Source organism: Caballeronia glebae, from assembly GCF_001545035.1.
Taxonomy (GTDB): domain Bacteria; phylum Pseudomonadota; class Gammaproteobacteria; order Burkholderiales; family Burkholderiaceae; genus Caballeronia; species Caballeronia glebae.
In genome coordinates, this window is sequence record NZ_FCOJ02000004.1 from 13,522 (window position 1) to 34,146 (window position 20,625).

Annotated in this window: 15 protein-coding genes, 1 pseudogene and 1 riboswitch; of the genes and pseudogenes, 11 read left to right on the forward strand and 5 right to left on the reverse strand. The window is 58.7% G+C overall.

Annotated elements, in window-relative coordinates:
- Positions 1–41: 41 nt before the first annotated feature.
- The 9 genes from AWB82_RS03855 to AWB82_RS03895 all read left to right on the forward strand — a co-directional run bounded on the left by AWB82_RS03855 (position 42) and on the right by AWB82_RS03895 (position 9,300).
- Positions 42–896, forward strand: a complete 855-nt coding sequence (locus tag AWB82_RS03855; RefSeq protein ID WP_086965834.1) for a transketolase — start codon at positions 42–44, stop codon at positions 894–896.
- Positions 889–1,833, forward strand: a complete 945-nt coding sequence (locus tag AWB82_RS03860; RefSeq protein ID WP_086965835.1) for a transketolase family protein — start codon at positions 889–891, stop codon at positions 1,831–1,833. The genes AWB82_RS03855 and AWB82_RS03860 overlap by 8 nt, the downstream gene beginning before the upstream one ends.
- Before the next feature lie 49 nt (positions 1,834–1,882).
- A complete protein-coding gene (locus tag AWB82_RS03865) occupies positions 1,883–2,662 on the forward strand; it encodes a GolD/DthD family dehydrogenase (RefSeq protein WP_235023165.1) in 780 nt (259 codons plus the stop codon).
- A gap of 48 nt (positions 2,663–2,710) precedes the next feature.
- A complete protein-coding gene (locus AWB82_RS03870) occupies positions 2,711–3,655 on the forward strand; it encodes a D-ribose ABC transporter substrate-binding protein (RefSeq protein WP_086965837.1) in 945 nt (314 codons plus the stop codon).
- Positions 3,656–3,724: 69 nt separating this feature from the next.
- Positions 3,725–4,372 (forward strand): DUF2291 family protein, encoded by a 648-nt coding sequence (locus AWB82_RS03875; protein WP_086965838.1) that lies wholly within the window; start codon positions 3,725–3,727, stop codon positions 4,370–4,372.
- Complete coding sequence (locus AWB82_RS03880) at positions 4,369–5,904, forward strand: sugar ABC transporter ATP-binding protein (RefSeq protein WP_086965839.1); 1,536 nt, start codon at positions 4,369–4,371, stop codon at positions 5,902–5,904. Before AWB82_RS03875 ends, AWB82_RS03880 begins: the two co-directional genes overlap by 4 nt.
- Before the next feature lie 19 nt (positions 5,905–5,923).
- On the forward strand, positions 5,924–7,006 hold the full coding sequence (locus tag AWB82_RS03885) for an ABC transporter permease (RefSeq protein ID WP_086965840.1): 1,083 nt from the start codon (positions 5,924–5,926) through the stop codon (positions 7,004–7,006).
- A 10-nt stretch (positions 7,007–7,016) separates the two neighbouring features.
- A complete protein-coding gene (locus tag AWB82_RS03890) occupies positions 7,017–8,486 on the forward strand; it encodes an FGGY family carbohydrate kinase (RefSeq protein ID WP_086965841.1) in 1,470 nt (489 codons plus the stop codon).
- A gap of 19 nt (positions 8,487–8,505) precedes the next feature.
- A complete protein-coding gene (locus AWB82_RS03895) occupies positions 8,506–9,300 on the forward strand; it encodes an SDR family oxidoreductase (protein ID WP_200818035.1) in 795 nt (264 codons plus the stop codon).
- A gap of 59 nt (positions 9,301–9,359) precedes the next feature.
- On the opposite strand, the gene AWB82_RS03900 is transcribed toward AWB82_RS03895, so the two are convergent.
- The 5 genes and pseudogenes from AWB82_RS03900 to AWB82_RS03915 form a co-directional block, all read right to left on the reverse strand.
- Entirely contained in the window at positions 9,360–9,863 is a 504-nt protein-coding gene (locus AWB82_RS03900; RefSeq protein ID WP_086965843.1) for a 6,7-dimethyl-8-ribityllumazine synthase, read from the reverse strand.
- An 84-nt stretch (positions 9,864–9,947) separates the two neighbouring features.
- A riboswitch (FMN riboswitch) is annotated at positions 9,948–10,115 on the reverse strand.
- Between the two features lie 186 nt (positions 10,116–10,301).
- Complete coding sequence (locus AWB82_RS38195; RefSeq protein ID WP_327344093.1) at positions 10,302–10,559, reverse strand: hypothetical protein; 258 nt, start codon at positions 10,557–10,559, stop codon at positions 10,302–10,304.
- Between the two features lie 86 nt (positions 10,560–10,645).
- Positions 10,646–12,775 (reverse strand): annotated as a pseudogene (gene pbpC, locus AWB82_RS03905) (penicillin-binding protein 1C); the annotation flags it as partial.
- Complete coding sequence (locus AWB82_RS03910; RefSeq protein ID WP_235023166.1) at positions 12,681–18,248, reverse strand: alpha-2-macroglobulin family protein; 5,568 nt, start codon at positions 18,246–18,248, stop codon at positions 12,681–12,683. The gene AWB82_RS03910 and the pseudogene pbpC, both read right to left, overlap by 95 nt.
- Before the next feature lie 926 nt (positions 18,249–19,174).
- The gene (locus AWB82_RS03915; RefSeq protein ID WP_086965845.1) at positions 19,175–19,414 is read right to left on the reverse strand and encodes a hypothetical protein; all 240 of its coding nucleotides are present in this window, start codon (positions 19,412–19,414) and stop codon (positions 19,175–19,177) included.
- 219 nt (positions 19,415–19,633) lie between these two features.
- Between AWB82_RS03915 and AWB82_RS36930 the strand changes: the two genes are divergently transcribed.
- Together AWB82_RS36930 and AWB82_RS39105 are read left to right on the forward strand one after the other, a co-directional pair.
- Positions 19,634–19,900: a hypothetical protein gene (locus AWB82_RS36930; RefSeq protein WP_143756675.1), complete on the forward strand. Its 267-nt coding sequence runs from the start codon at positions 19,634–19,636 to the stop codon at positions 19,898–19,900.
- Between the two features lie 38 nt (positions 19,901–19,938).
- Positions 19,939–20,331: a lysozyme inhibitor LprI family protein gene (locus AWB82_RS39105; RefSeq protein ID WP_086965846.1), complete on the forward strand. Its 393-nt coding sequence runs from the start codon at positions 19,939–19,941 to the stop codon at positions 20,329–20,331.
- Positions 20,332–20,625: the final 294 nt, after the last annotated feature.

Sequence of the window (20,625 nt, forward strand, 5' to 3'; positions counted from 1 at the left end):
GAAACTCGATATCAAGCCAACAGGAAGTTCAGGAGCAAGAGATGGAAAACCCCTTCCGGCAATCGGGAGACGTCCTGCATCGACATGCGCAGGAAATCCGCAAGAAGATCTGTGTAATGAATGCGAATGCCAAGAGCGGTCATACGGGCGGCGACATGTCTGAAGCGGACATACTGGCCGCGCTCTATTTCCACGTCCTTCGCTACGAAGTCCAGGCCGATTCAAGCGTCAAGTGGCACGACGAGTTCATCTTGAGCAAAGGCCATGGCGTAGGCGGTCTCTATTCCTGTTTCGCGGAACTCGGTTGGCTCAGAGACGAAGAACTGCTCACCTATCTGAAGGATGATTCGCGCCTGCCGGGCCACCCGGTACGGCAAAAGCTTCCGACCTGGGTCACGGTGAACACCGGCGGCCTCGGACATGGCGTGCCCATCGCGGCGGGCCTCGCAATGGCCAAGCAGCGTCACGCTGCACAGAGCGAAGGGTCAACCGGCCGCGTGTTCGTGCTTACCGGCGACGGCGAGCTGGAAGAGGGATCGAATTGGGAAGCAGCAATGGCCGCCGCTCACTTCGAGCTGTCAAATCTGGTTCTGATCGTCGATCGGAACCGCCTCCAGCTGGCGGACTTCACGCACAACATCATGGACATGGACCCGCTCGATGAAAAGTTCCATGCTTTCGGATTTGAAGTGCATGATGTCGATGGAAACCAAGTCGATGCAATTTGGAAACTAATCGAAAGCATTGACTACGCGAATAGAAAGCCGAAGGCGATCATTGCCCATACGATCAAGGGCCGCGGTGTTTCTTTCATGGAAAACGTACCTGCCTGGCATCACAAGTTTCCCGACGAAGATCAATTGAAGCAGGCCTTGAAGGAACTGGATCATGCGTGAGTCCGCTGATTTGCGAGACGGCGTGGTAAACGCGCTCGGACAACTGACCGCGGCAGGCCGCGACATCCTGGTGATGGTGGCCGACTCGACATCGACCTCGAAGATCGGGCCATTCCTCAAGGCCTACCCCGACCGCGTCATCAACGTGGGTATCGCCGAGCAGAACATGGTCGGCATGGCGGCAGGCCTCGCCCTCGGCGGGCATATCGTCTTCACGGCGAATGCCGCCCCCTTTCTGATTAGTCGAGCTAACGAACAGGTGAAGAACGACGTCTGCTATAGCGCGACGAACGTGAAGATGATCGGCCTCAACGCGGGTGTCACGTATGGGCCGCTTGCTTCGACGCACCACGCGATCGACGACATCTCGGTCATGAGCGGCTTCGGCACGGTGCAGATTCTGGCGCCCTGCGACGAAGTGGAGGCCGCACAAATGGTGGAGTACGCCGCGTCGTTCGATGGCCCCGTCTACATTCGGCTCGACAACGCGAAATTCCCCGTCGTTCATGACGCTTCGTACCGTTTCCAGCCGGGCCGCCCGGATGTGCTGATCGAAGGTTCGAGAGTCGCGGTGTTCGCGCTTGGCTCCGTGGTCGGCGAAGCGCTTGAGGCATGCGAGACCGTGCAGAAAGAAAGCGGCGCGAATTCCACGCTCGTGAATTTGTCGTCGCTGCGTCCGCTCGATCAGGACGCGCTTGCATCAATCATCGAGAAGCACGACGCAATTGTCACCGTCGAAGAACATTCGCTGCATGGCGGTATCGGCGCGATGGTCGCGGTGCAAATGGCGCGTCGACAGATCGCTCGACCGCTGACGATGCTCGGCATCGCGGAAGGCGAGTTCGCGAAATACGGCACCCGCAAGGGCATCCGCCGCCATTACGGCATCGATGCAGCCGGCATCGCCAACGCCTTGCGCGCCTGTTACGCGAAGTAAGAGCAACCGACACACTGGAGACACAAGACAGATGGGCACTCAATACGACATGTCGCTGCGCCACGGCGTCGACTTTGATTTCCGCCTGGACGGGAAAGTCGCCATCGTAACCGGCGGGCTCGGTGGCATTGCCATGGCAACGAATGCCGCGCTGATCAAAAAAGGCGCTCGCGTGGCAATCCTTTATCCGAGCTTCGAAGAGCCGCGCGTTGAAGCGGCAATCGCGGAACTTGGCGCGGACAACGCGCAAGCCTTCGCATGCGATGTTGCTGACGAAGGTGAAGTCGAGGAAGCGATTAAGGCGGCTCATGCGCACTTCGGCGACTTGCATCTCCTCGTCAACGCGGCTGGTTGCATTACTCTCACGCCCGCCGAAGACATCGGCTACGACGAGTGGCAGCGGCAAATCGGCGTCAATCTGACCGGCCCTTTCCTGTGTTCCAAACATTTCGCGCGGATCGTGCTTGAGAGCGGGCACGGCGGCAAGATCGTCAACATCGCATCGCAGGCCGCAACCGTCGCCATCGATCAACACTGCGCCTATACATCGGCGAAAGCCGGTCTCATCGGAATGACGAAAGTGCTCGCGAAGGAATGGTCGCCGCGGGGCATCACCGTGAATACCGTTTCGCCGACGGTCGTTTTGACGCCGATGGGCGCCGCGGCCTGGGAAGGCGAAAAGGGCGAAAACATGAAGAAACTGATTCCCGTCGGGCGTTTCGCTTATACCGATGAAATCGCCGCGGCAATCCTGTTCCTGCTGTCCAACGGCGCAGACATGATCACGGGCGCCGACATCATGATCGATGGGGGCTACACGATCGCCTGACGCCGAGTCGTTGCCGTTCAAGAAACACAATTAACCGGAGACAAAAACATGTGGAAGAAACTTGCAGTCGCAGCAGCGGTGGCCGTATCGTTCGCGGCGGCTTTGCCGGGCAGCGCTAACGCGGCTGGTAAGGGCACCATCGCCATTCTGGTCAACGCGCTTGACAACCCGTACTACGCCGCGGAAGCCAAGGGTGCGGAGAGCGAGGCTAAAAAGCTCGGCTATGACACCATCGTCCTGTCCCACGGAGAGGACGTGAACAAACAGAACGAGCTCGTCAATCTGGTCATCGGCAAGGGCGTGAAGGGGATCATTCTCGACAACGCGGATTCCAACAGCAGCGTCGCAACCGTCAAAGCCGCTGTCGACAAGAAGGTGCCCGTGGTTCTCATCAATCGCGAGATTCCCAAAGACGGCATTGCGATCGCACAGTTGAGTCATAACAATCTGCAAGCGGGAACGGAAATAGCGCAGCGCTTCGTCGAAACGATTGGCGAGAAAGGCGAATACGTGGAACTGACCTGCAACCTCGCCGACAAAAACTGCGTAACGCGCTCGCAAGCGTTCCATCAGGTGCTCGACCAGTATCCGGACCTCAAGATGGTCGCGCGTCAGGATGCAAAGGGTGCGCTGTTGCCCGGCAAGCAGGCGATGGATTCGATCCTGCAAGAGCATCCGAACATCAAGGGCGTGATCTGCGGCAACGGCCCGGTAGCGCTCGGCGCAATCGCCTCGCTCGACTCAGCGGGCAAAAAGAATGTCGTGGTGATGGGCATCGACGGCAGCAACGACGAACGCGACTCGGTTCTCGCCGGCAAGCTGAAGGCTACCGCTATGCTGCAAGCACAGGGCATCGCGATTCACGGCGTCGATCTTCTCAACAAGTACATCACCACGGGCAAGACGGGCGAGCCGGAGCGCCAGTTGACCCGCGGCATTCTAATCACGAAAGATAACGCGTCGCACGTCAAGGACTTTTACTACACGAAGTAACGCGCATCGCGTGTCCACGGGCGCGCGCTGAAGGCGCACCCGTGCAAAAGCTTGTAAAGCGAGGTTGTCATGGTTCGTCAGATTTCTGCAAGCCGGCGCGTGCTACCAGCGCTGGCGCTGGGTATAACAATCGCAAGCTTGGCCGGCTGCCATGTTGTCACCGACACTGAATTGGCCGACATTCGCAGCCAGGGTCAGCACAAAGGACCCGATGCCGCGAAGATCCTGAACGAACAGCTAATCCCGTATGCCGATAAGAATGCAAAGCCGGCGTCTCAAGTGATCGGTGCGTTAAACGAGAACTTCGACAACGCATGCAAGCAGTACGGTTTCCGCCAGAGCAGCGCGTTCCCGTGCAATTTCTGGCTCCGGGTCCAAGGAAAGGTGACACGCGTCGATTCCACTTCGCGCGTCGGCAAAGCTTACGTCGAGGTTGCGCCCGTCCCGGGAGGACAACCGGTTCAAGTAGCGCTGGAAACGGGCCCTGTTATTGTCGGAACGGGTGTGCGTGACGGCTTCCCCGGTGTGAAGTACAGCGACTTCGACGATCAGACGCGCTTCGCCGCTTTCGGTCAGGAACTCAACAAGCTCGTTGTGTCCCGCGTGCAGCAATCACTCAAGCTCAAGGTGGGCGATGCGGTCGACGTGGCTGCTGTCTACAGCAGCTGGAGTGAGCCGACGGGCGAGATTCGAGCGATACCGGTGGCCTGGAAATGAGCGAACCTCGAACGAAGAACCCGGTGAACGTCATCGAAACTCGTGGGCTGTCCAAGCGATATCCTGGGACGGCAGCACTGGCCGATGTCGATTACAAGGTGCGGCGCGGCAAGGTTAATGTGCTGATCGGCGAAAACGGCGCAGGCAAATCCACGCTCATGAAGTTGCTCGCCGGAGCAGAAACGCCTACTTCCGGCGAAATCTGGATCGATGAGCAACTGGCGCAGATCACGGACGTACGCAGCGCGGAGAAGCACGGCGTCGGCATCATCTTTCAGGAGTTGAACCTCTTTCCCGACATGACCGTTGCCGAGAACATTTTCGCCGGCAACGAACTGACAAGCTCGGGCGTGATTCGCTCCAAGATGGAGAATCATCAGGCGAAGGTGCTGCTTGATCGCCTCAATATCGCGATCGATCCGCGTACCCGCCTCGGCGATCTCTATGTCGGCCAGCAGCAGCTTGTCGAAATTGCGAAGGCTCTATCGAAGCACATCAAGGTGCTCATCATGGATGAGCCTACCTCGGCGTTGTCGAAGACCGAGGTGGAGATTCTCTTCAAGATCATCCGACAGCTGAAAGAAGACGGTGTCACCGTGATCTACATCTCTCATCGTCTTGAAGAGATCATGGCGATCGGCGATTGCATCACTGTGCTGCGTAACGGGCGGCTAGTGGCTGAAGACGACATTGCCAACATCGATATTCCATGGATCATCGAGGCGATGGTGGGTTCGTCGAAAAAGCGCTTCGCGTTCGAGCAACATGCGATTGGCGAAGAAGTCCTCAAGGTGAAAGACCTCGCTCTCAAACGCTCGAACGGCATCTACGCGGTCGATCATGTTTCGTTCTCTGTCAAGGCAGGTGAAGTCGTTGGCATTTATGGACTGATGGGCGCGGGACGAACCGAACTGCTGGAATCGCTGCTTGGCGCGCAGCCATTGGCACTAGGCGAAATCGAATTAGCCGGCAAGGCAATCGAGGACATGTCGATTCCCAAGCGAATCGAAGCAGGTATTGCCCTTGTCCCCGAGGATCGTCAAAAGCAAGGCATGGTGCAACTCATGTCGATTCTCGAAAACATGACCTTGTCGAGCCTGGAGCGGTTCACGCGTCGCTTCGTGGGTGCCCTCATCCGCGACAAGCAGGTGGAAGCGGCCAACGATATCGTGAAGAAACTTGCCATCAAGGCAACTTCGGTCGATGCGCCCATCACGTCGCTTTCGGGCGGCAACATGCAAAAGGTCGTGATCGGCAAGGCGCTTCTGACCAAGCCCAAAGTGTTGCTGATGGATGAGCCCACGCGCGGCATCGACGTTGGCGCAAAAGAAGATGTCTACAAGACGATCAGCCTACTCGCGCAATCGGGCATCGCGGTGATCTACGCGACTTCCGAACTCGACGAAGCAATGGCCGTGTCCAATCGCGTGTTTGTCATGGCAAGCGGCAAGCTGACAGCCGACATGGAGCGCGCCCACTACGACAGCGAGCGCATCGTACGCGCATCGACGCCCGCGACCGCCGTGGTCTGAAGAACCGGAGATTGAAACCATGAACACTCCCAACAGCACCAATCCGCCGGTAACGCCCGTGCATGCAAAGCACAACAGGCACACCGCCTACGTCGCATCGCGGGTCGCGGTGAACCTGCTCAAGCTGCGAATTTTCATCGCGCTATTCGCCATTCTTGTCGTCTTCTCACTGGCGACGGAAAACTTTCTCTCGACCGGCAATATGCTGATCATGGCGAAGCACGTCACGGTCGTGGCGATCTTGTCCGTCGGTATGACGCTTGTCATTCTGACCGGCGGTATCGATTTGTCAGTCGGCTCCATTGTCGGCATCAGCGGCATGGCGGCAGGTTATCTGTTGCTTGAGGGCGTGAAGATAGGTCATCACGTTGTGTTCTTCAATCCCTGGGGAGTGGCTATCATCGCGTGCTTGCTGGGTGCTTTGATCGGCGCGGTGAACGGCTATCTCATCACGGCGCTCAACGTGGCGCCATTCATTGCGACGCTCGGCATGCTCTACGTAGTGCGCGGTGCGGCACTGCTCGTGAACAACGGCAGCACCTTTGCGGATCTCGAAGGTAATCCCGCGCTCGGCAACACCGGCTTCGAATTCATCGGCAACGGAACCATTCTCGGTTTGTCGATGCCAGTCTGGATTCTGCTTGTACTCGCCGCGATCACTATCTTTGTCGCCCGCAAGACTCCGCTTGGCCGGCGCATCTACGCGATCGGCGGCAATGAGCAAGCCGCGCGCTTCTCCGGCATTCGCACGAATCGCGTCAAGCTTCTCGTGTACATGTTTTCCGGCTTCTGCGCGGCCCTCGTTGGTCTCGTCATCACTGCACAGTTGCAGACCGCGCATCCGTTGACGGGTCAGACCTACGAACTCAACGCGATCGCGGCGGTCGTCCTCGGCGGTACCGCGTTGATGGGTGGACGCGGCACGGTGTTCGGGTCGGTCGTGGGCGCGTGTGTCATCAGCATCCTGGGTGACGGCATGGTGATGTGCGGCATCAGCGACTTCTGGCAAATGGTGATCAAGGGTCTCGTGATCATCTTCGCGGTCGTGATCGATCAGTTGCAGCAACGTCTGCAGTCGCGCATGGTGGCGCTTACCGCCTGAGGTCCGAAAGATGAAATACGTTCTGGCTATCGATCAAGGCACCAGCGGCACCAAAGCACTCGTGTTCGATGCAGAGGGACAAGTGCGCGCGCGTGGCTTCTCGCCAGTTGCCTGTACGACGCCACGTACAGGCTTCGTCGAACAAGATGCGAATGCGCTCTACGACTCCGTGCTGAAAGCGGTTGGCGAGTGTCTCGGTAATTTCAACGGCGATCGCGGCGACATTGCGGGCGTTGGCATCTCGAATCAGCGCGAAACTGTCGTGGTGTGGGACTCGCAAGGCGCGCCGATCGTACCTGCGGTGTCATGGCAATGCCAGCGGTCGCTTAGCATCTGCGAGCGTCTTAAGAACGACGGTTTCGCGCCGCTGATTGCAAAGAAGACAGGGTTGCTGATCGACCCGTACTTCTCTGGCACAAAACTGATCTGGCTCAACGAGAACGACGAACGCGTGTGCGAAGCGATCGCGGCTGGCGAGGCGTACTTCGGAACCGTCGACAGTTGGTTACTGTATCGCTTGACGAAAGGCGCCGCATATTGCACCGACTACACAAACGCATCGCGGACGATGTTGCTCAATCTGAGCGCGCTTGAATGGGATGCTGAGCTGATCGAAGCATTCGGGTTACAAGGCTTGCGCTTTCCACAGTTGCGGCCTTCCTCGTCCGACTTCGGCGCGACAGATTTCGACGGCCTGCTGGACAAGCCGATCCCGATACTCTCGATGATTGGCGATTCGCACGCCGCGGCCGTAGGCGAAGGATGTCTGAGTCCGGGCGTCGCGAAGGCCACGATGGGCACCGGCTCGTCGATCATGATGAATGTGGGAGCGAAGGCGCGTGAGCCGGAGCATGGACTCGTGTCGACACTGTGCTTCGCAACGGACGAACGAGTGGACTACGCGCTGGAAGGCATCATCATTAGCGCAGGATCGACACCCGCATTCCTCAAGGAAAAGCTGAACCTTTTCAGCGATTTCGCCCAGGCAGAGCAAGCGTTCACCGAATACGACAACGGTGGCGTGTTCGTAATTCCGGCGTTTTCCGGCATTGGCTGCCCGCACTGGAAGTATCCGGGTGGCGCGCAGATCGTCGGACTCAATTTTTCGACCTCATGGCAGCACGTCGCGCGCGCGGCTTACGAATCGATCGTCTATCAGATCAAAGACGTCATCACGGTGATGGAACAAGCGGCTGAAGTTCCTCTGCGCGAGCTGTACCTGGATGGCGGCCTCGTGCAGCGGCCGTTCCTGTTGCAATACCTGTCAGACACGCTGAACCGTCCGGTCAGCACGCTCGTTTTGAGCGAGATCTCTGCCGCGGGAGCTGCGGCGCTCGCAGCGGACAAAGCAGGTCTGATTGACTCATTGGAAGCTTATCAAGCGAAGCGCGTCGTCGGACGGCGCGTCGAGCCGGGAAACGGTGTGCAGGCCGCCGCTGAGAATCACGCGCGATGGGTGGAATGGATTGGGCGTCTTTGATATTGGAAGAGGGGAAAGCATGGCTAACGAAATGAAGCGCTTTGAGAACAAGGTAGTGGTTGTCACCGGCGGTAGCCGCGGTATCGGACTGAGCATTGCCGAGCGATTCGCACAGGAAGGCGCGAAGGTCTGTGTATCCGCAAACGAAAAAAGCGTACACGACGCGGCGGCGCGTTTGCGCGAATCCGGCTTCGACGCGATCTCCGTCGAAACCGATGTGACCGACAAGAGCCAGGTCGTCGCACTTTACGATGAAGTCGCAAGCAAGCTGGGCGAAGTGGATGTCTCGGTCCAGAATGCGGGAGTGGTCACCATCGCGAAGCTGCCCGATCTGACCGAAAGCGAATGGGATAGGGTAATGGCTGTGAACACCAAGGGCGTGTTCTTATGCTGTCAAGAAGCGGCGACACGCATGCTTCGCGCGGGGAAACCGGGACGCCTGATCAACACCGCTGCGGGACAGGCGCGCCAAGGCTTCGTCTACACGCCGCACTACGCCGCAAGCAAGTTTGGCGTGCTGGGCATCACGCAAAGTCTTGCAAAAGAACTCGCGCCGACCGGTATCACGGTCAATGCTTTCTGCCCGGGCATCATCACCACCGACATGTGGTCGTACAACGATGAAGCCTGGGGCAAGCTGCTTGGCGACTATAAGCCGGGCGAACTCATGGCCGAATGGGTTGCGGCTATCCCCATGAAGCGAGCGGGCAACGGTCGCGACGTAGCCGGGCTGGTCACGTTTCTGGCGTCCGACGACGCTGCTTACATCACGGGTCAGACTGTAAACGTGGACGGCGGCATGTTTATGTCGTAAGCGGCGGCTCCCCAACGCGACGACCGCAAGCACGCTGTGCATGCGGTCGTCGATCGGCGTTACCGCTGGATGGGCAATGCGCTCAGCTTCTGGACGGTGTCCGCACATGCATGCGCTGCCTCGGCGCCTTTGACGAGGAAATGCTCCTTGAAGAAGCCCACGTGCTCGTCGCCATTGTGGAAATGGTGCGGCGTAAGGACTGCCGAGAACACCGGCGTCCCTGTTTCGAGTTGGACCTGCATCAACCCGTTAATGACTGCCTGAGCGACGAACTCGTGCCGATAAATGCCGCCGTCAACGACGAGCCCGGCGGCAACGATGGCGGCATAACGGCCGCTCTGCGCGAGCCGTTTGGCATGGAGCGGAATTTCGAATGCACCAGCGACTTCGAAAACGTCGATATGGTCGTTGGCGTAGCCGTACTTTTGCATGGACGACAAAAAGGACGTCCTGCACTGGTCGACGATTTCGCGATGCCAGCACGCCTGCACGAAGGCAACACGAGGACGACCGGAGTCTGTTGCGGAGACTGCTTTTGATTCGATGGAAGATGACATGTTCATGCACTTGAGCCTGTTTGTGTGAACAGGGCGAAGGACGGCCAAGCGACTTCACACGCGACGAAGCGCGGATAAAGGAAAAGCCAGTCCTGTTCTCTTTCATCCGGACTGTACCGTCGGCCCCGGAATCAAACCGGGTCTGCTGACCTCTGAGAGTGCCGCCTGACCGACAGCAGCAACAGAGCGCTCGCGGGCTACGTCCCGCAAAGGACGATTACCGCCGGTGGGGAATCGCACCCCGCCCCGAGAACTTGTTCTTCGTTGCTGAAGAACGGAGTGTACGGTACCACGAATCTACGGTCCGTTTCGTGAAACCCGACAGAGAGTGAGTTAATTGCGTATGCGTCGAGAGTGATACTGATGCGACGGAAACAATGCGAAAAAAATGCACGGCTCGCTTGAGTCGAACGCTGGATTGCTTTTTATTCACGACGCGCCGCATCACTGCGCATGAGTCACTTTCAACGCACGCGTATCATTGCGACCCTGATCGTCGACGACGCGAACCACATAGTCTCCGGTTGCCGGCGGCTCCCAAAACAGCGTCGCGCGTGGCGCGACGCCGCCGACGAACGCACCGTCCACAAACCAGTACAACGTGTGAGCACTCGCGTCTGCCGTTGCGGTGAATGCAATCCGCGAAGACTCGGTTCGGTCGGAGCGTATTGCATACGTGCTGCTACGCAGTGGCGAAAGAATGCGCGGCTCTCACCGTCAATCTGTCCGCTGGCGTGGCACGCGTTGTTTTGCGGCACGGCCCGACGCGGGATGCCCGCACGCGCAAATACCGTTTGTAGGTCCGATGGCCAGAACTCGAATACTTCGACGTGCGTGCGCTTGTCCGCGTAAGGCGCACACGCGGGCTTGCCTGTCGCGTCGTCGATCACGACGGGCCGATGAACCGTGCTCACGCGAATCGGCGATTTCCCCGGGATGAACCATGTCCAGCCTTTTTGCGGACACCATTCGTTCGGCAAGTCGCCGCTCGCCAGGCAAATCTGCACGCGTTTCAAGCCGCGAGGCGCATGCCGTTCGCCTTGGGTGACGGGATGTTCCGCCTGCATGGCATCGATGATCTGAAAGAAGAGCGGAGCGGCCGCATCGATACCGACGAACGACGCGTTGCTGGAATTATCGAAATTGCCCACCCACGCGACGAGCGCGTACTGCCCAAACACGCCTGCCGTCCACGCGTCGCGGAACGACCATGACGTGCCCGTTTTCCAATACACGGGCACGCGCGATGATGCCGCGCCGCTCGCGTCATCGGGACGTGAATGCTGGCGTAGCATGTCCATCGTCATGAAGCTGGCTTGCGCGCTCAGCAGGCGTCGCGGCGCCGTGCGAGGCTGTGTCGCGCGCAAGCGCAACGGTTCGTAAAGACCGTCGTTTGCCAGCATCGCATAAAGGCTCGCCAGATTCTGCATGGTCACTTCGCCGCCTCCCAACACGAGCGACAGGCCATAGTGCTGCGGGCTCGCCATGCGCCGGACGTCCGCGGATTGCAGAAACTGATATAGATCCGGGTTCTTCAATTGCGCGGCAATCCATACCGCGGGCACATTGCGGCTGCGGTTCAGTGCATCGGTTGCGGTAATGGGACCGAGGAAGTGACCATCGAAATTCTCCGGCGCGTAGGGACCGAAGGCGGTCGGCACGTCGCGCAGCACGGTTTGCGGATGCAGGATTCCCTGATCGAAGCCCAGCGCGTAGATGAACGGCTTGAGCGTGGAGCCCGGCGAGCGTCGCGCAAGCGTGCCGTTCACCTGACCATCGATTGACCGGTCAGAAAAATTCGCCGAGCCGACCAAGGCCTTTATGCTCATGTCACGCGTATCGACGAGTATTGCGGCGGCGTTTCGAACACCGCGCGAACCGAAGCGATTGACGTAGCGACTGATTTGACGTTCGACGGTCCGCTGCATGTCGACATTGATCGTCGTGTCGAGTCTCGCGGCGTCTTCATTGTCCTCGCCGCTCCAAGCGTTTCGTGCCGCGAGAGCCTGATTGACCGCATGCGGAGCATCGAATGGCATGTTCGCAAGTGTTCGCAGCGCTAACGGCAGGCCGAAAAGCGCTCGTTGCGCCGCGTCCTCCGGATGTCGTATGAGCCAGCGTGCATACAGGCGATTGCGCGCGGTCGTCAAGGCGGTGTTGATCTGCGTTTGCCTTGCGCGTATGCGTTGCGCGGGGTCTTGCGGAATGACCGCGAGCGCGAGCGCCTCGGGCAAGCTCAGGTGGTCCGCCGACTTGGCGAAATAAATGAGGCTCGCCGCCCCCGCGCCTTCGACATTGCGGCCATACGGAACATCGTTCAGATAGGCTTCGAGGATCTGCCGCTTCGAATAGAACAGCTCCAGTTGCACCGCGCGCACAATCTGTCGAAGTTTGCCTGCCGGCGTGCGCGTGTTGATCTGCCATAGCGAGCGCGCGAGTTGCATTGTGATCGTGGAGCCGCCCTGCGGACTGCCTCCTCGCACGTACGTGACCCACGCGCCACGCGCGATGCCGTATGGATTGAAGCCCGGATGCCAGCGATACCATCGGTCTTCGTGCAGCAGTACTGCCTCGACGAGTTGTGGCGAAACGCGATCGAGCGGCACCCACAGCCGATAACGATCGTCCTTGGCGAGCGTGAGTCGCAAAAGTCTGCCGTGATCGTCGTACACCGCGGTGGATGACGGCTTCCAGTCCGCAAACGCCGCATGCGGCCAAAGGCGGATGCCGGCGACCACAGCGAACGCGACGAGCGCGCCCGCGAACCAGTAGTGCCAGTCGTGCCGGACGCGGATTGCAGGCATGGCCGCTATCGAAGAACGCTCACTGTGAGCGTTCCACTTCGAGCATCGCGCCGCCCGCCGATTGCGCATTGATCCGGCGGTCATATCGCGATTCGCCGAATGCGGGCGGCACATTGAAACGACCTGCGTTGGTCGCTCTTATGCGATAGATGAACTCCTGCACATGACTCGTTGCCTGGCCGTGGATCACCACGCGATCTTCGCGCACCTGTGCATCATCCGATGCAAAGGTAGAACCCGGTTGCGCAATGGACGAACGCGACGCCGTTGCAGTACCCGCGCCGTTGTCGCCTTGCTCGTCTGCGTTATCGCTAGCTGCATCCACGTCAGAGGAAGGGAACGTCTGCACTGGCTCGAAGCCGCCCGGCAGCAAATCGACGATAGCGATATCGCCGGTATTGCGGTCGCTGGTTGCGCGCACTTTGAGATGCACGTCGATCTCGTCGCCAACGATGATCTTGTTTAGTGGTTTGCCGTTCTTGTCCGTGTATTCGCGAATGATCTCGATGCCGTTGCTGATCGCCTTGACCGGCGCGGCACGGTCATAACCGGATTGCAGCGCGCTCCACCATGCGGGCAGCGCGCTGCCATTGACGATGTCGACGCGCGTTGCCGCGTTGCCCCATTTCGCCGAGCGTAGGACATCGCCCTGAATCGACGATATGTCCTTGGGCAAGACGCCTGCTCGCCACTCGTTGATCGCGAGTTTGTCGACGCCGTTCGCACCCGCGCGTGCGTATGCATTCAGCGCTAGGATGCTGAACGCGGACGACAACGTGTTGTAGTAGCCCTGTTCCAGCGATGTCGAAAGATTCTCGATCGCTTGCGGCGGCAACTTGCTCACACGCTCTGGAAAGTGCTTCGCGAGGAGGTAGAGCACACTTGCGTCGCGCGTAAGGGGATCGATGAAGTAGCCGTAGTTGAATGAATCGTTACGCGACGATTTACGTTCGAGTAACGCTTGCGGTCCCGCGATCAACTGCGCGGCTTCCTTGTTTTCCTTCAACAGTTGGTAAGACGCGGCGAGCCACGCTGCGGCAAGATCGTGTTTCCACGCCTTCGGATACCCGTCTTGCAGACGCTTTTGCACCGCGGCCAGTTCGTTGGTTGTCACATTGCCCTGACGCGTGAGCAAATACACGGCATAAGCGCGCTGCCGCAACAGGTCGAGCGAATTGAGCCGCTCGTCCGACGCGAGTTGATGCAGATAGCGGTTTCCGGCATCGATCATGTCTGATGGCACCACGATGCCGCGCTCGCGTGCATCGAGCAGCACTTGCATGACATAGGCCGACACGAATGGCTCGGAATCCGGAGTCGCCGTGCACAGACCGAATCCGCCTTGCGCATTCTGACGCGTGCGCAAATGGTCGAAGAATTGCGCGGTCATGTCTGCTATCGGTGCCCGTCCGAGGGCCGGCTCCAGCGAAGTAACTGGCGGCACACCAGTGACGTTGAACAGACGCGGCACCATCGAACTCGTCATAGGCTCGGTGCAATCTTGATCGACGTTTTCCAGGTAGGCGGCGAGCCCGGCCGTGAAAACCGCCGGCGCGTTCGACACGTTCGCTTCGCGCGTGGCATAGGCGTCGTACATCTGACGCAGATCGCGCACGCTCGCATGGCCGCCCGCATCTAGCCGCCCGAAGTCCACTTGCGTGCGATACGGCGCGGCAGGACGCACTGACACTTCCACATGCTGCCGTGCCGATCTGTCACCGTAGCGCGCTTCGAAATTCAGCGCACCCGCGCCGAGCGTTTGAGTCGCCTTGATACGGAAGACCACGACACCTTCGTGCAACGGCGCAAGGGACAGACTTCTTGTCGTCGTCCCGAGCACCTGAAATTGCGGACCGGCCGAGAGCGCGACGGTCACGGGCACCGGCTTGTCGCTCGCGCCGGTGAGATTGTTTGCGACGCCTACACTAAGCTCCGCTTCGTCGCCCGGAGCGAGCGTCGTGGGAACGTTCGGTGAGAGCAGGAAATCGCCGCGCACCGTGGTGGAACCTTCAAAGGTGCCGATGCGATCCGCCGAAACCGCCACCGCCATCACGCGCAGCTTGCCGTTGAACGAGTCCGGCACGGTATAGGACAGACGCGCGCTGCCCTTCACATCGACGATGCCCGACCAATACGCCACAGGCTCCTCATGCTTACGCCTGAAAGGATTCAGATGGCGTCCGACAGCGTCGTCGGCGTCGCCGCCGGGCGCGGCCATTGCCATCACCTTTTCGAAGTCCGGCAGGATCAGATCGAGAATCTGCGAGGTGTCCACTTCCAGCATGCGTTTGCGGAAAAAGAATTGCAGCGGGTCGGCGAGCTTGTAGCGCGCGACCTGCAAAATGCCCTCGTCGACGGCAAACACGACGACCTTCGCGGGCCGCGCCGTGGTCACGTTGAAGTTGACTGTTTCGCCGGGCTTCACGAGCGCAGGGGCATCGACGGTAAGTGTATTTCTCCGCGCGTCGAGGTTCACGGAAAATGGCGCAACGCCGTAGCTCAACGGACTCATGAAAATCTCGTCGGACGATGGATCGCGGATGTACTGCACATTGATATAGCCGTTGCCCTCGAAGTCCGCGGGCACTTTGATGGTCTGCACGGAGCTCGTCGTGTCCGCATGGAACCATGCGTGCGCATACACCTTGTCGCGCTCGATGGTAATGAGTCCGCTGCCCGCATAAGGCGCGCGAATGGCGATCTCCACGCGCTCGCCAGGCTTGTAGTCATGCTTGCTCAGACTCACTTGCAATTCCGCGTTGCGGTCGAGCGAACGAGTGACGTTGGCTTCGCCCGCGACCGAGTACCCGATGCGGTTCACTTCCGTGCCGTCCGCGCGGCGTATCAGCAGCGCGTAATTGCCCGGCTGGTCGGTGCGCAGTGCATAGTCGAGGCCCGTGGAAGGCAGCGCCAGTTTCTTCTCGTCGACCGGCACTTCTTTCATGCGCGATTCATATTTGTATGCGCCGGAATCCTGTTTGGTGAGGACGGAAACATAGCGTAGCTCCACGGTTTGCGCACGCAAGTCGCCGAGCGCAATCGCTTTGGCATTCGGGTCGATACCGATAAGGCGCACCGTGCGCGGGCTTCCACGCTTCACGTAGTCGAGATCGTCGACGGATTTGTAGCCCACGAGCCAGTCGTTGCCCGAGACCATGGTGCGCGTCCCAGCCGTGACGCTGCGCGCACCCTCTCGGTCGAATGTCTTCGCCTCGAAATAGAGTTGATAGGTCGCATCGGCGTACTTCTTGAGATCGAGGTCGAACTCGGCATGGCCCTTGTCGTCGGTCTTGCGGTCTTCGAGCGAGATCGAGTAGCCCTCCTGCGCGCGACGTGGATCGAAGAAGCGATATCCCTTCCAGTCACGGAACGAAGGCCAGGTCGGGCGCAGGATCAGCGAGGCGCTCACGCGTCGGCCCGCAGCGGGCGTTCCGGACAGATTCTGCGCATCGACGATGCCCTTCACGCCGTCGGGCTTTATCCAACCGTCGGTTGCCTGCTGCGAAAACCGCGCATCGACCTTCATGCTATCGGGCATGAATTCCTTGACTTGCACGCTTACGCTGCCAACCGGTTCCTCGGCCGGTTTGTGATTCTTCACGATATAGAGATTGACGGTCCACGCGCCCGTAGGCGCGGTGTCGGCCGGCGTGAAGCTCAATTCGGTCAGTCCGGAAGCATCGACTGTAACGGTCTGACGCTTCATCGTGATCCCGCGCGGGTCGACGATTTCGGCTTGCAATGGCACATTTTCCGGGCTGCGCGCCCAATTGGCCGCGCGCACGATCATGCCGACGTGAACGGGTTCGCCGGGACGATACAGACCGCGATCGGAGAACAGATAAGCGGACAGTTGGCCTTGATTGGTCGCGTTCTGCTCGCCGCCGACATCGAAGCGAGAGAAGTCCAGACGTCGGTCGGTCGCGGACACGGGCAGGAACGACATGTCATCGCCGCTCTGCACGAGATAGAGTTGCGGTCGCTTTTCCCGGTCGAGCCCCTTGAACGTGGGGAAGTGCGCCGCTCCGTCCGGCGTGGTCGTCTGAGTGAACAGGGTTTGCCCGTTCGTCGCCAGCACGGACACGGTTGCACCAGCCACAGGACGTCCCGTGCGGATGGACTGCACGAACACGTCCTGACTTCCGTCGAGCGCGCGCTTCACGAGCATGCCGAGATCGGTCACGACGATCAGGCGCGTGTCTTGTGAATTGTCGTTTGCCTCTGCGTCGTCCGCACGGTCGGTGTCCGAATCGTCGTTTGCATCCGTGCCTGGCGTGTCGTCATCGGCGCTGGCGTCGGATTTCTTCGACTTCGTGGCGGGATCGAAGGCGGACAGATGCAGCAGGAAGACGCCTCGCCGGCCGCTCTTGATGAACTGGCCCAGATCCACGCCTTCATAGTGCGCCTTGCCAGGATCGTTCGCGGGAAAGCCGCGCTTCACTTCGAAGCGCTCGACGATGTGATCCTCATCGAAGTTCCACTTGAGCGAAGGCTGCGCATACGAGCCTTCGTTGAAACTCACCAGATTCTGAATTTGCTCGGGCACAACGCGGCCGATTTCGAGCTTCATGCCGGGCAGATTGTGCGACACGATGGAAATGCGCTTGCTGCCGCTCATCGACAGCAACGAGCCGTTAGCCATGAAGCGCAGCAGCTTCGGATAGGCTGGTACGGTGAGCGTGGTTTTCATTGACGCGCCGAGCAGATAGCCGCCCGACGACTTGAGACCGGAATCGACGCGCACATAGATTCGGGCGCCGGGATCCGCGCGAAACTTGAAGCTTTGCGTTGATGCGTACTCTTCATCCGTCGGCACGGATTCCAACGTGAGCGGTTGGGCTTGCTTGATCAGGGCTTCACTGACCTCTTCGGTTTGCCACTCATAGGGCGGCCCGTCGCTGGACTGATCGACGGCCGGCTTGCGCTTGGGCAAGACCCATGCCTTGGTGCGAGACGCCAGTTCTTCGGCACGCACAGCATCGCTCGTTTCCACGACAAGAACCTGCTCCGGCTCGAAGCGGTCATTGTCGACAAGCGTGGGCGAGATCTTTGCAATCGCAAGGCTGTAAAGGCCCGGGACATTGACGGACGCCTGCAGCGCGTCCGTGGTCTGATTGCCGCCGTGTGAGCTCTTCAATCCGCTGTCGACATTGAGCCGCGCAGTCAGCGCATCGCGCGGAATATCGAGGGGTTCCGAACGAACCCAGGCGTTGAGTTTTGCTTCGTCATAGATGACAGAGTAGCGCAAGGCCTTGACGGGTTTATCGTCGCGCCCCAAAAGCGCGAGCGCAATGCGCTTTTCGAAACCCACTGGGTCCACAGGGTAGTTGAAGCGAACCTGAATGAGCGCTTGTCGGGACGCAGGGCTGAGCGCATTCTGACTGAGCTCGGCTGGTCCGACTCGCGCGGTGAACTTTTTTACATCGAATTCGAAGTTATCGTCTTTCAGCGTGATCTGTGGCGCAAAGAGTTCTTTCCCGTCGAAGCCGGCCTTGATATGCGCACCCACAGGCCAGTCGTTTGCCGGCGTGAAGCGCAACGTGTGATCGTCCGGCCAAGTCCAATCTCCTTTGAGGGAAGGGCTCATGGTGATGCCACCCGTGACCGGCTTGCCAACGCGCTCGAGTGCAGCTACGGATCGCGAAAAGCGCAACTCAAGCGGATGTGGGGAGATTTTGGGCCGACCGTCGGAATCCACGTATGAACTCACCTCCGGCGCTACGACCTTGAATGTCGCAAGGTTCGGCTCGACGGGCCGGGGTCTGTGCTGATACCAGTGCCATCCGTACCAGGCGCTCCCTGCGATGAGGAGTGCGCCTGCGGCATGGAAGGGCTTATGACGCACCGTTTTGAGCGCCACGCACGACCATGCCGGCGCGCGCCATGACACGCTTCCAAAGATCGCTTTGAGAATCACCTGTCCATACTTCAGCATGAACAGCAGTAAGGAGCCGACTAGGCGGATCGGGAACAGTACCAGCGCGCGCAACAGCTTCATGAGTCTTTTGAGTTCTTGTAGGTTCTTTTGAGTGCCTTAGGACGCCTTCGGATTTCCTCAGAAATGACCAAAGTCAACTCTTCTGCCTGGCATTAAAGAGAACGCATGTCAGAGAGTCGATCTCAGCTCAACCCGAAGGTGCCGGGAGTAGAGCGACTGAGCAAGTTGCCGCCCATAGGGGGCATGAAGACGTCGTCCGCGATGTGCGTGGATCGGTTCAAGTATCGGCTATCCGCGTGCGGCTATCGAAACAAAGCGACGAATGTTTACGATTGCTCGTGGGCTTGGTCTCTGTGTGTTGGATTAGGTCTTCCTCGAAGTGAGGTCGCGGCGTGAGCTATGTTCCGGTACAGTTCCTTGTCTTCCCAACGACGAAGAGCGCTGTCGAGAAGCGCCTGTTCGACAGGTATCAAGGATTATTCGTGGCATCACGACCCGATATGACAAGCTCGCTCACACTCCCTTCGCGCTCGATCGTCCCCGATGAGCACGATCGCGTGACCGTCAAGCAAAGATCAAAAGATCGGCATACGATTCTCGTCATCGGGGGCTACGGATTTTTTGGTGAACGGATCTGCAAGGCTCTCACGCAGATCGAAGGCATTCGGGTGATGGCTGGCGGACGCAACGCTGTCCGAGCAAGCGAGCGCGCTAAGCGGCTTGGCCTGGAGCCCTCCTAGGGCCTGGTCATCGACGCCCGTGCTCCAGATCTCGCACAGCGCTTTCTTGAGCTTGGCGTGGACTCCGTCATTCATACGGCCGGTCCTTTTCAGGGGCAGGACTATGCGGTGGCGCGATCGGCAATTGCCGCCAAGTGTTAGAGCGACTGAAGTGCAACCAGAATAATGCATTAGGGTGTGATGGGCCATGAATCATGACGCAGACTCGATCAGGCAGTAGAACCAAACTAACGTCACAATCAGAGATCCAACTCAAATCGTTTTTCTCAAAGGTTGGCTGAATAGAGTGGACGATTGAGTTTCTTTTCAAAAAAGGAAGATGGCGGTGCGCTCGCAAACTTCGTGAATACAGGTAAAGGCACGGTCGACGATGCACAGTACGCCGCAGCCAAGGAATGGGCGTCGATCGCGGTGCCTAGTGAAATGCCCATAAATAACGGTGCGATCTCCAACGGCTCTATGTCCTATTACCAATCCGGCGCGAATAGCGCATTTATGGGCTCAATCAATAAACTTGGTGCATTGCTGAAAAGAGTTGCTTTTGAGTTAGGTCAGCACTAAATCGCCAGTCAGATAATTCCGAGAGCCTAAATGAGATCATGAGATACGTGTTAATTTTACTTTTATTGCTGAGCGCCCATGTTAGGGCTGAAACGAGAGAGTACTCGCAGGAATATCAAAGATGCATAATAAAGGGTGAGAATATCGACGGGAAGGCTGCTTGTGTGACGCGAGAAATCGGTCTCCAAAAAAAACGCCTGAACGCTGTATATGGAAAGTTATCGGTTAGACTTTCGGAAACGGACAGAAGTTTTTTGGATAAAGTTCAACATGACTGGCTTACATGGCGAGATGGGAATTACGGTTTCCTGTCCGAGCATGTAGCTGGTGAATACGTTACAACGAGAAGGACGAGCCTAGATTTTCTTCTCAATGCGGTATATGACCGCGCTGACGAATTAGAAGTGATTTTGACGGAACTCGGCGATTAAAAGGGTGACCGCTGCACGAAACGTACGCGTTTATTGGGGATGCGAACCGGCTCACAGTGCGAGCATCGCACCCGTGAACATGTTCACGCGCTCACTTTCTGTGACGGAATGAATGCTTGATGGGGAAAGCCGTGAAGTTTAGTGCCGCTGCGGTCTTCGGTCAGCGCAGGATGCTGATTGGCCCACTAGAGAGAGTGACTGGGCGCGGTATAAGCGAGTGGAATGCGCTGTCATCAGACATGGGCACGGGGCCCCTACATCTGGCAAGATGTTGGAGCGGATTCAGAGCTGAAA

Bases quoted from the DNA above. Each gene is read 5' to 3' on its own strand.
- AWB82_RS03855 (WP_086965834.1), top strand. From the start codon at position 42: ATGGAAAACCCCTTCCGGCAATCGGGAGACGTCCTGCATCGACATGCG.
- AWB82_RS03860 (WP_086965835.1), top strand. From the start codon at position 889: ATGCGTGAGTCCGCTGATTTGCGAGACGGCGTGGTAAACGCGCTCGGA.
- AWB82_RS03865 (WP_235023165.1), top strand. From the start codon at position 1,883: ATGTCGCTGCGCCACGGCGTCGACTTTGATTTCCGCCTGGACGGGAAA.
- AWB82_RS03870 (WP_086965837.1), top strand. From the start codon at position 2,711: ATGTGGAAGAAACTTGCAGTCGCAGCAGCGGTGGCCGTATCGTTCGCG.
- AWB82_RS03875 (WP_086965838.1), top strand. From the start codon at position 3,725: ATGGTTCGTCAGATTTCTGCAAGCCGGCGCGTGCTACCAGCGCTGGCG.
- AWB82_RS03880 (WP_086965839.1), top strand. From the start codon at position 4,369: ATGAGCGAACCTCGAACGAAGAACCCGGTGAACGTCATCGAAACTCGT.
- AWB82_RS03885 (WP_086965840.1), top strand. From the start codon at position 5,924: ATGAACACTCCCAACAGCACCAATCCGCCGGTAACGCCCGTGCATGCA.
- AWB82_RS03890 (WP_086965841.1), top strand. From the start codon at position 7,017: ATGAAATACGTTCTGGCTATCGATCAAGGCACCAGCGGCACCAAAGCA.
- AWB82_RS03895 (WP_200818035.1), top strand. From the start codon at position 8,506: ATGGCTAACGAAATGAAGCGCTTTGAGAACAAGGTAGTGGTTGTCACC.
- AWB82_RS03900 (WP_086965843.1), bottom strand. From the start codon at position 9,863: ATGAACATGTCATCTTCCATCGAATCAAAAGCAGTCTCCGCAACAGAC.
- AWB82_RS03910 (WP_235023166.1), bottom strand. From the start codon at position 18,248: ATGAGCCCTTCCCTCAAAGGAGATTGGACTTGGCCGGACGATCACACG.
- AWB82_RS03915 (WP_086965845.1), bottom strand. From the start codon at position 19,414: ATGAATGACGGAGTCCACGCCAAGCTCAAGAAAGCGCTGTGCGAGATC.
- AWB82_RS39105 (WP_086965846.1), top strand. From the start codon at position 19,939: ATGAGATACGTGTTAATTTTACTTTTATTGCTGAGCGCCCATGTTAGG.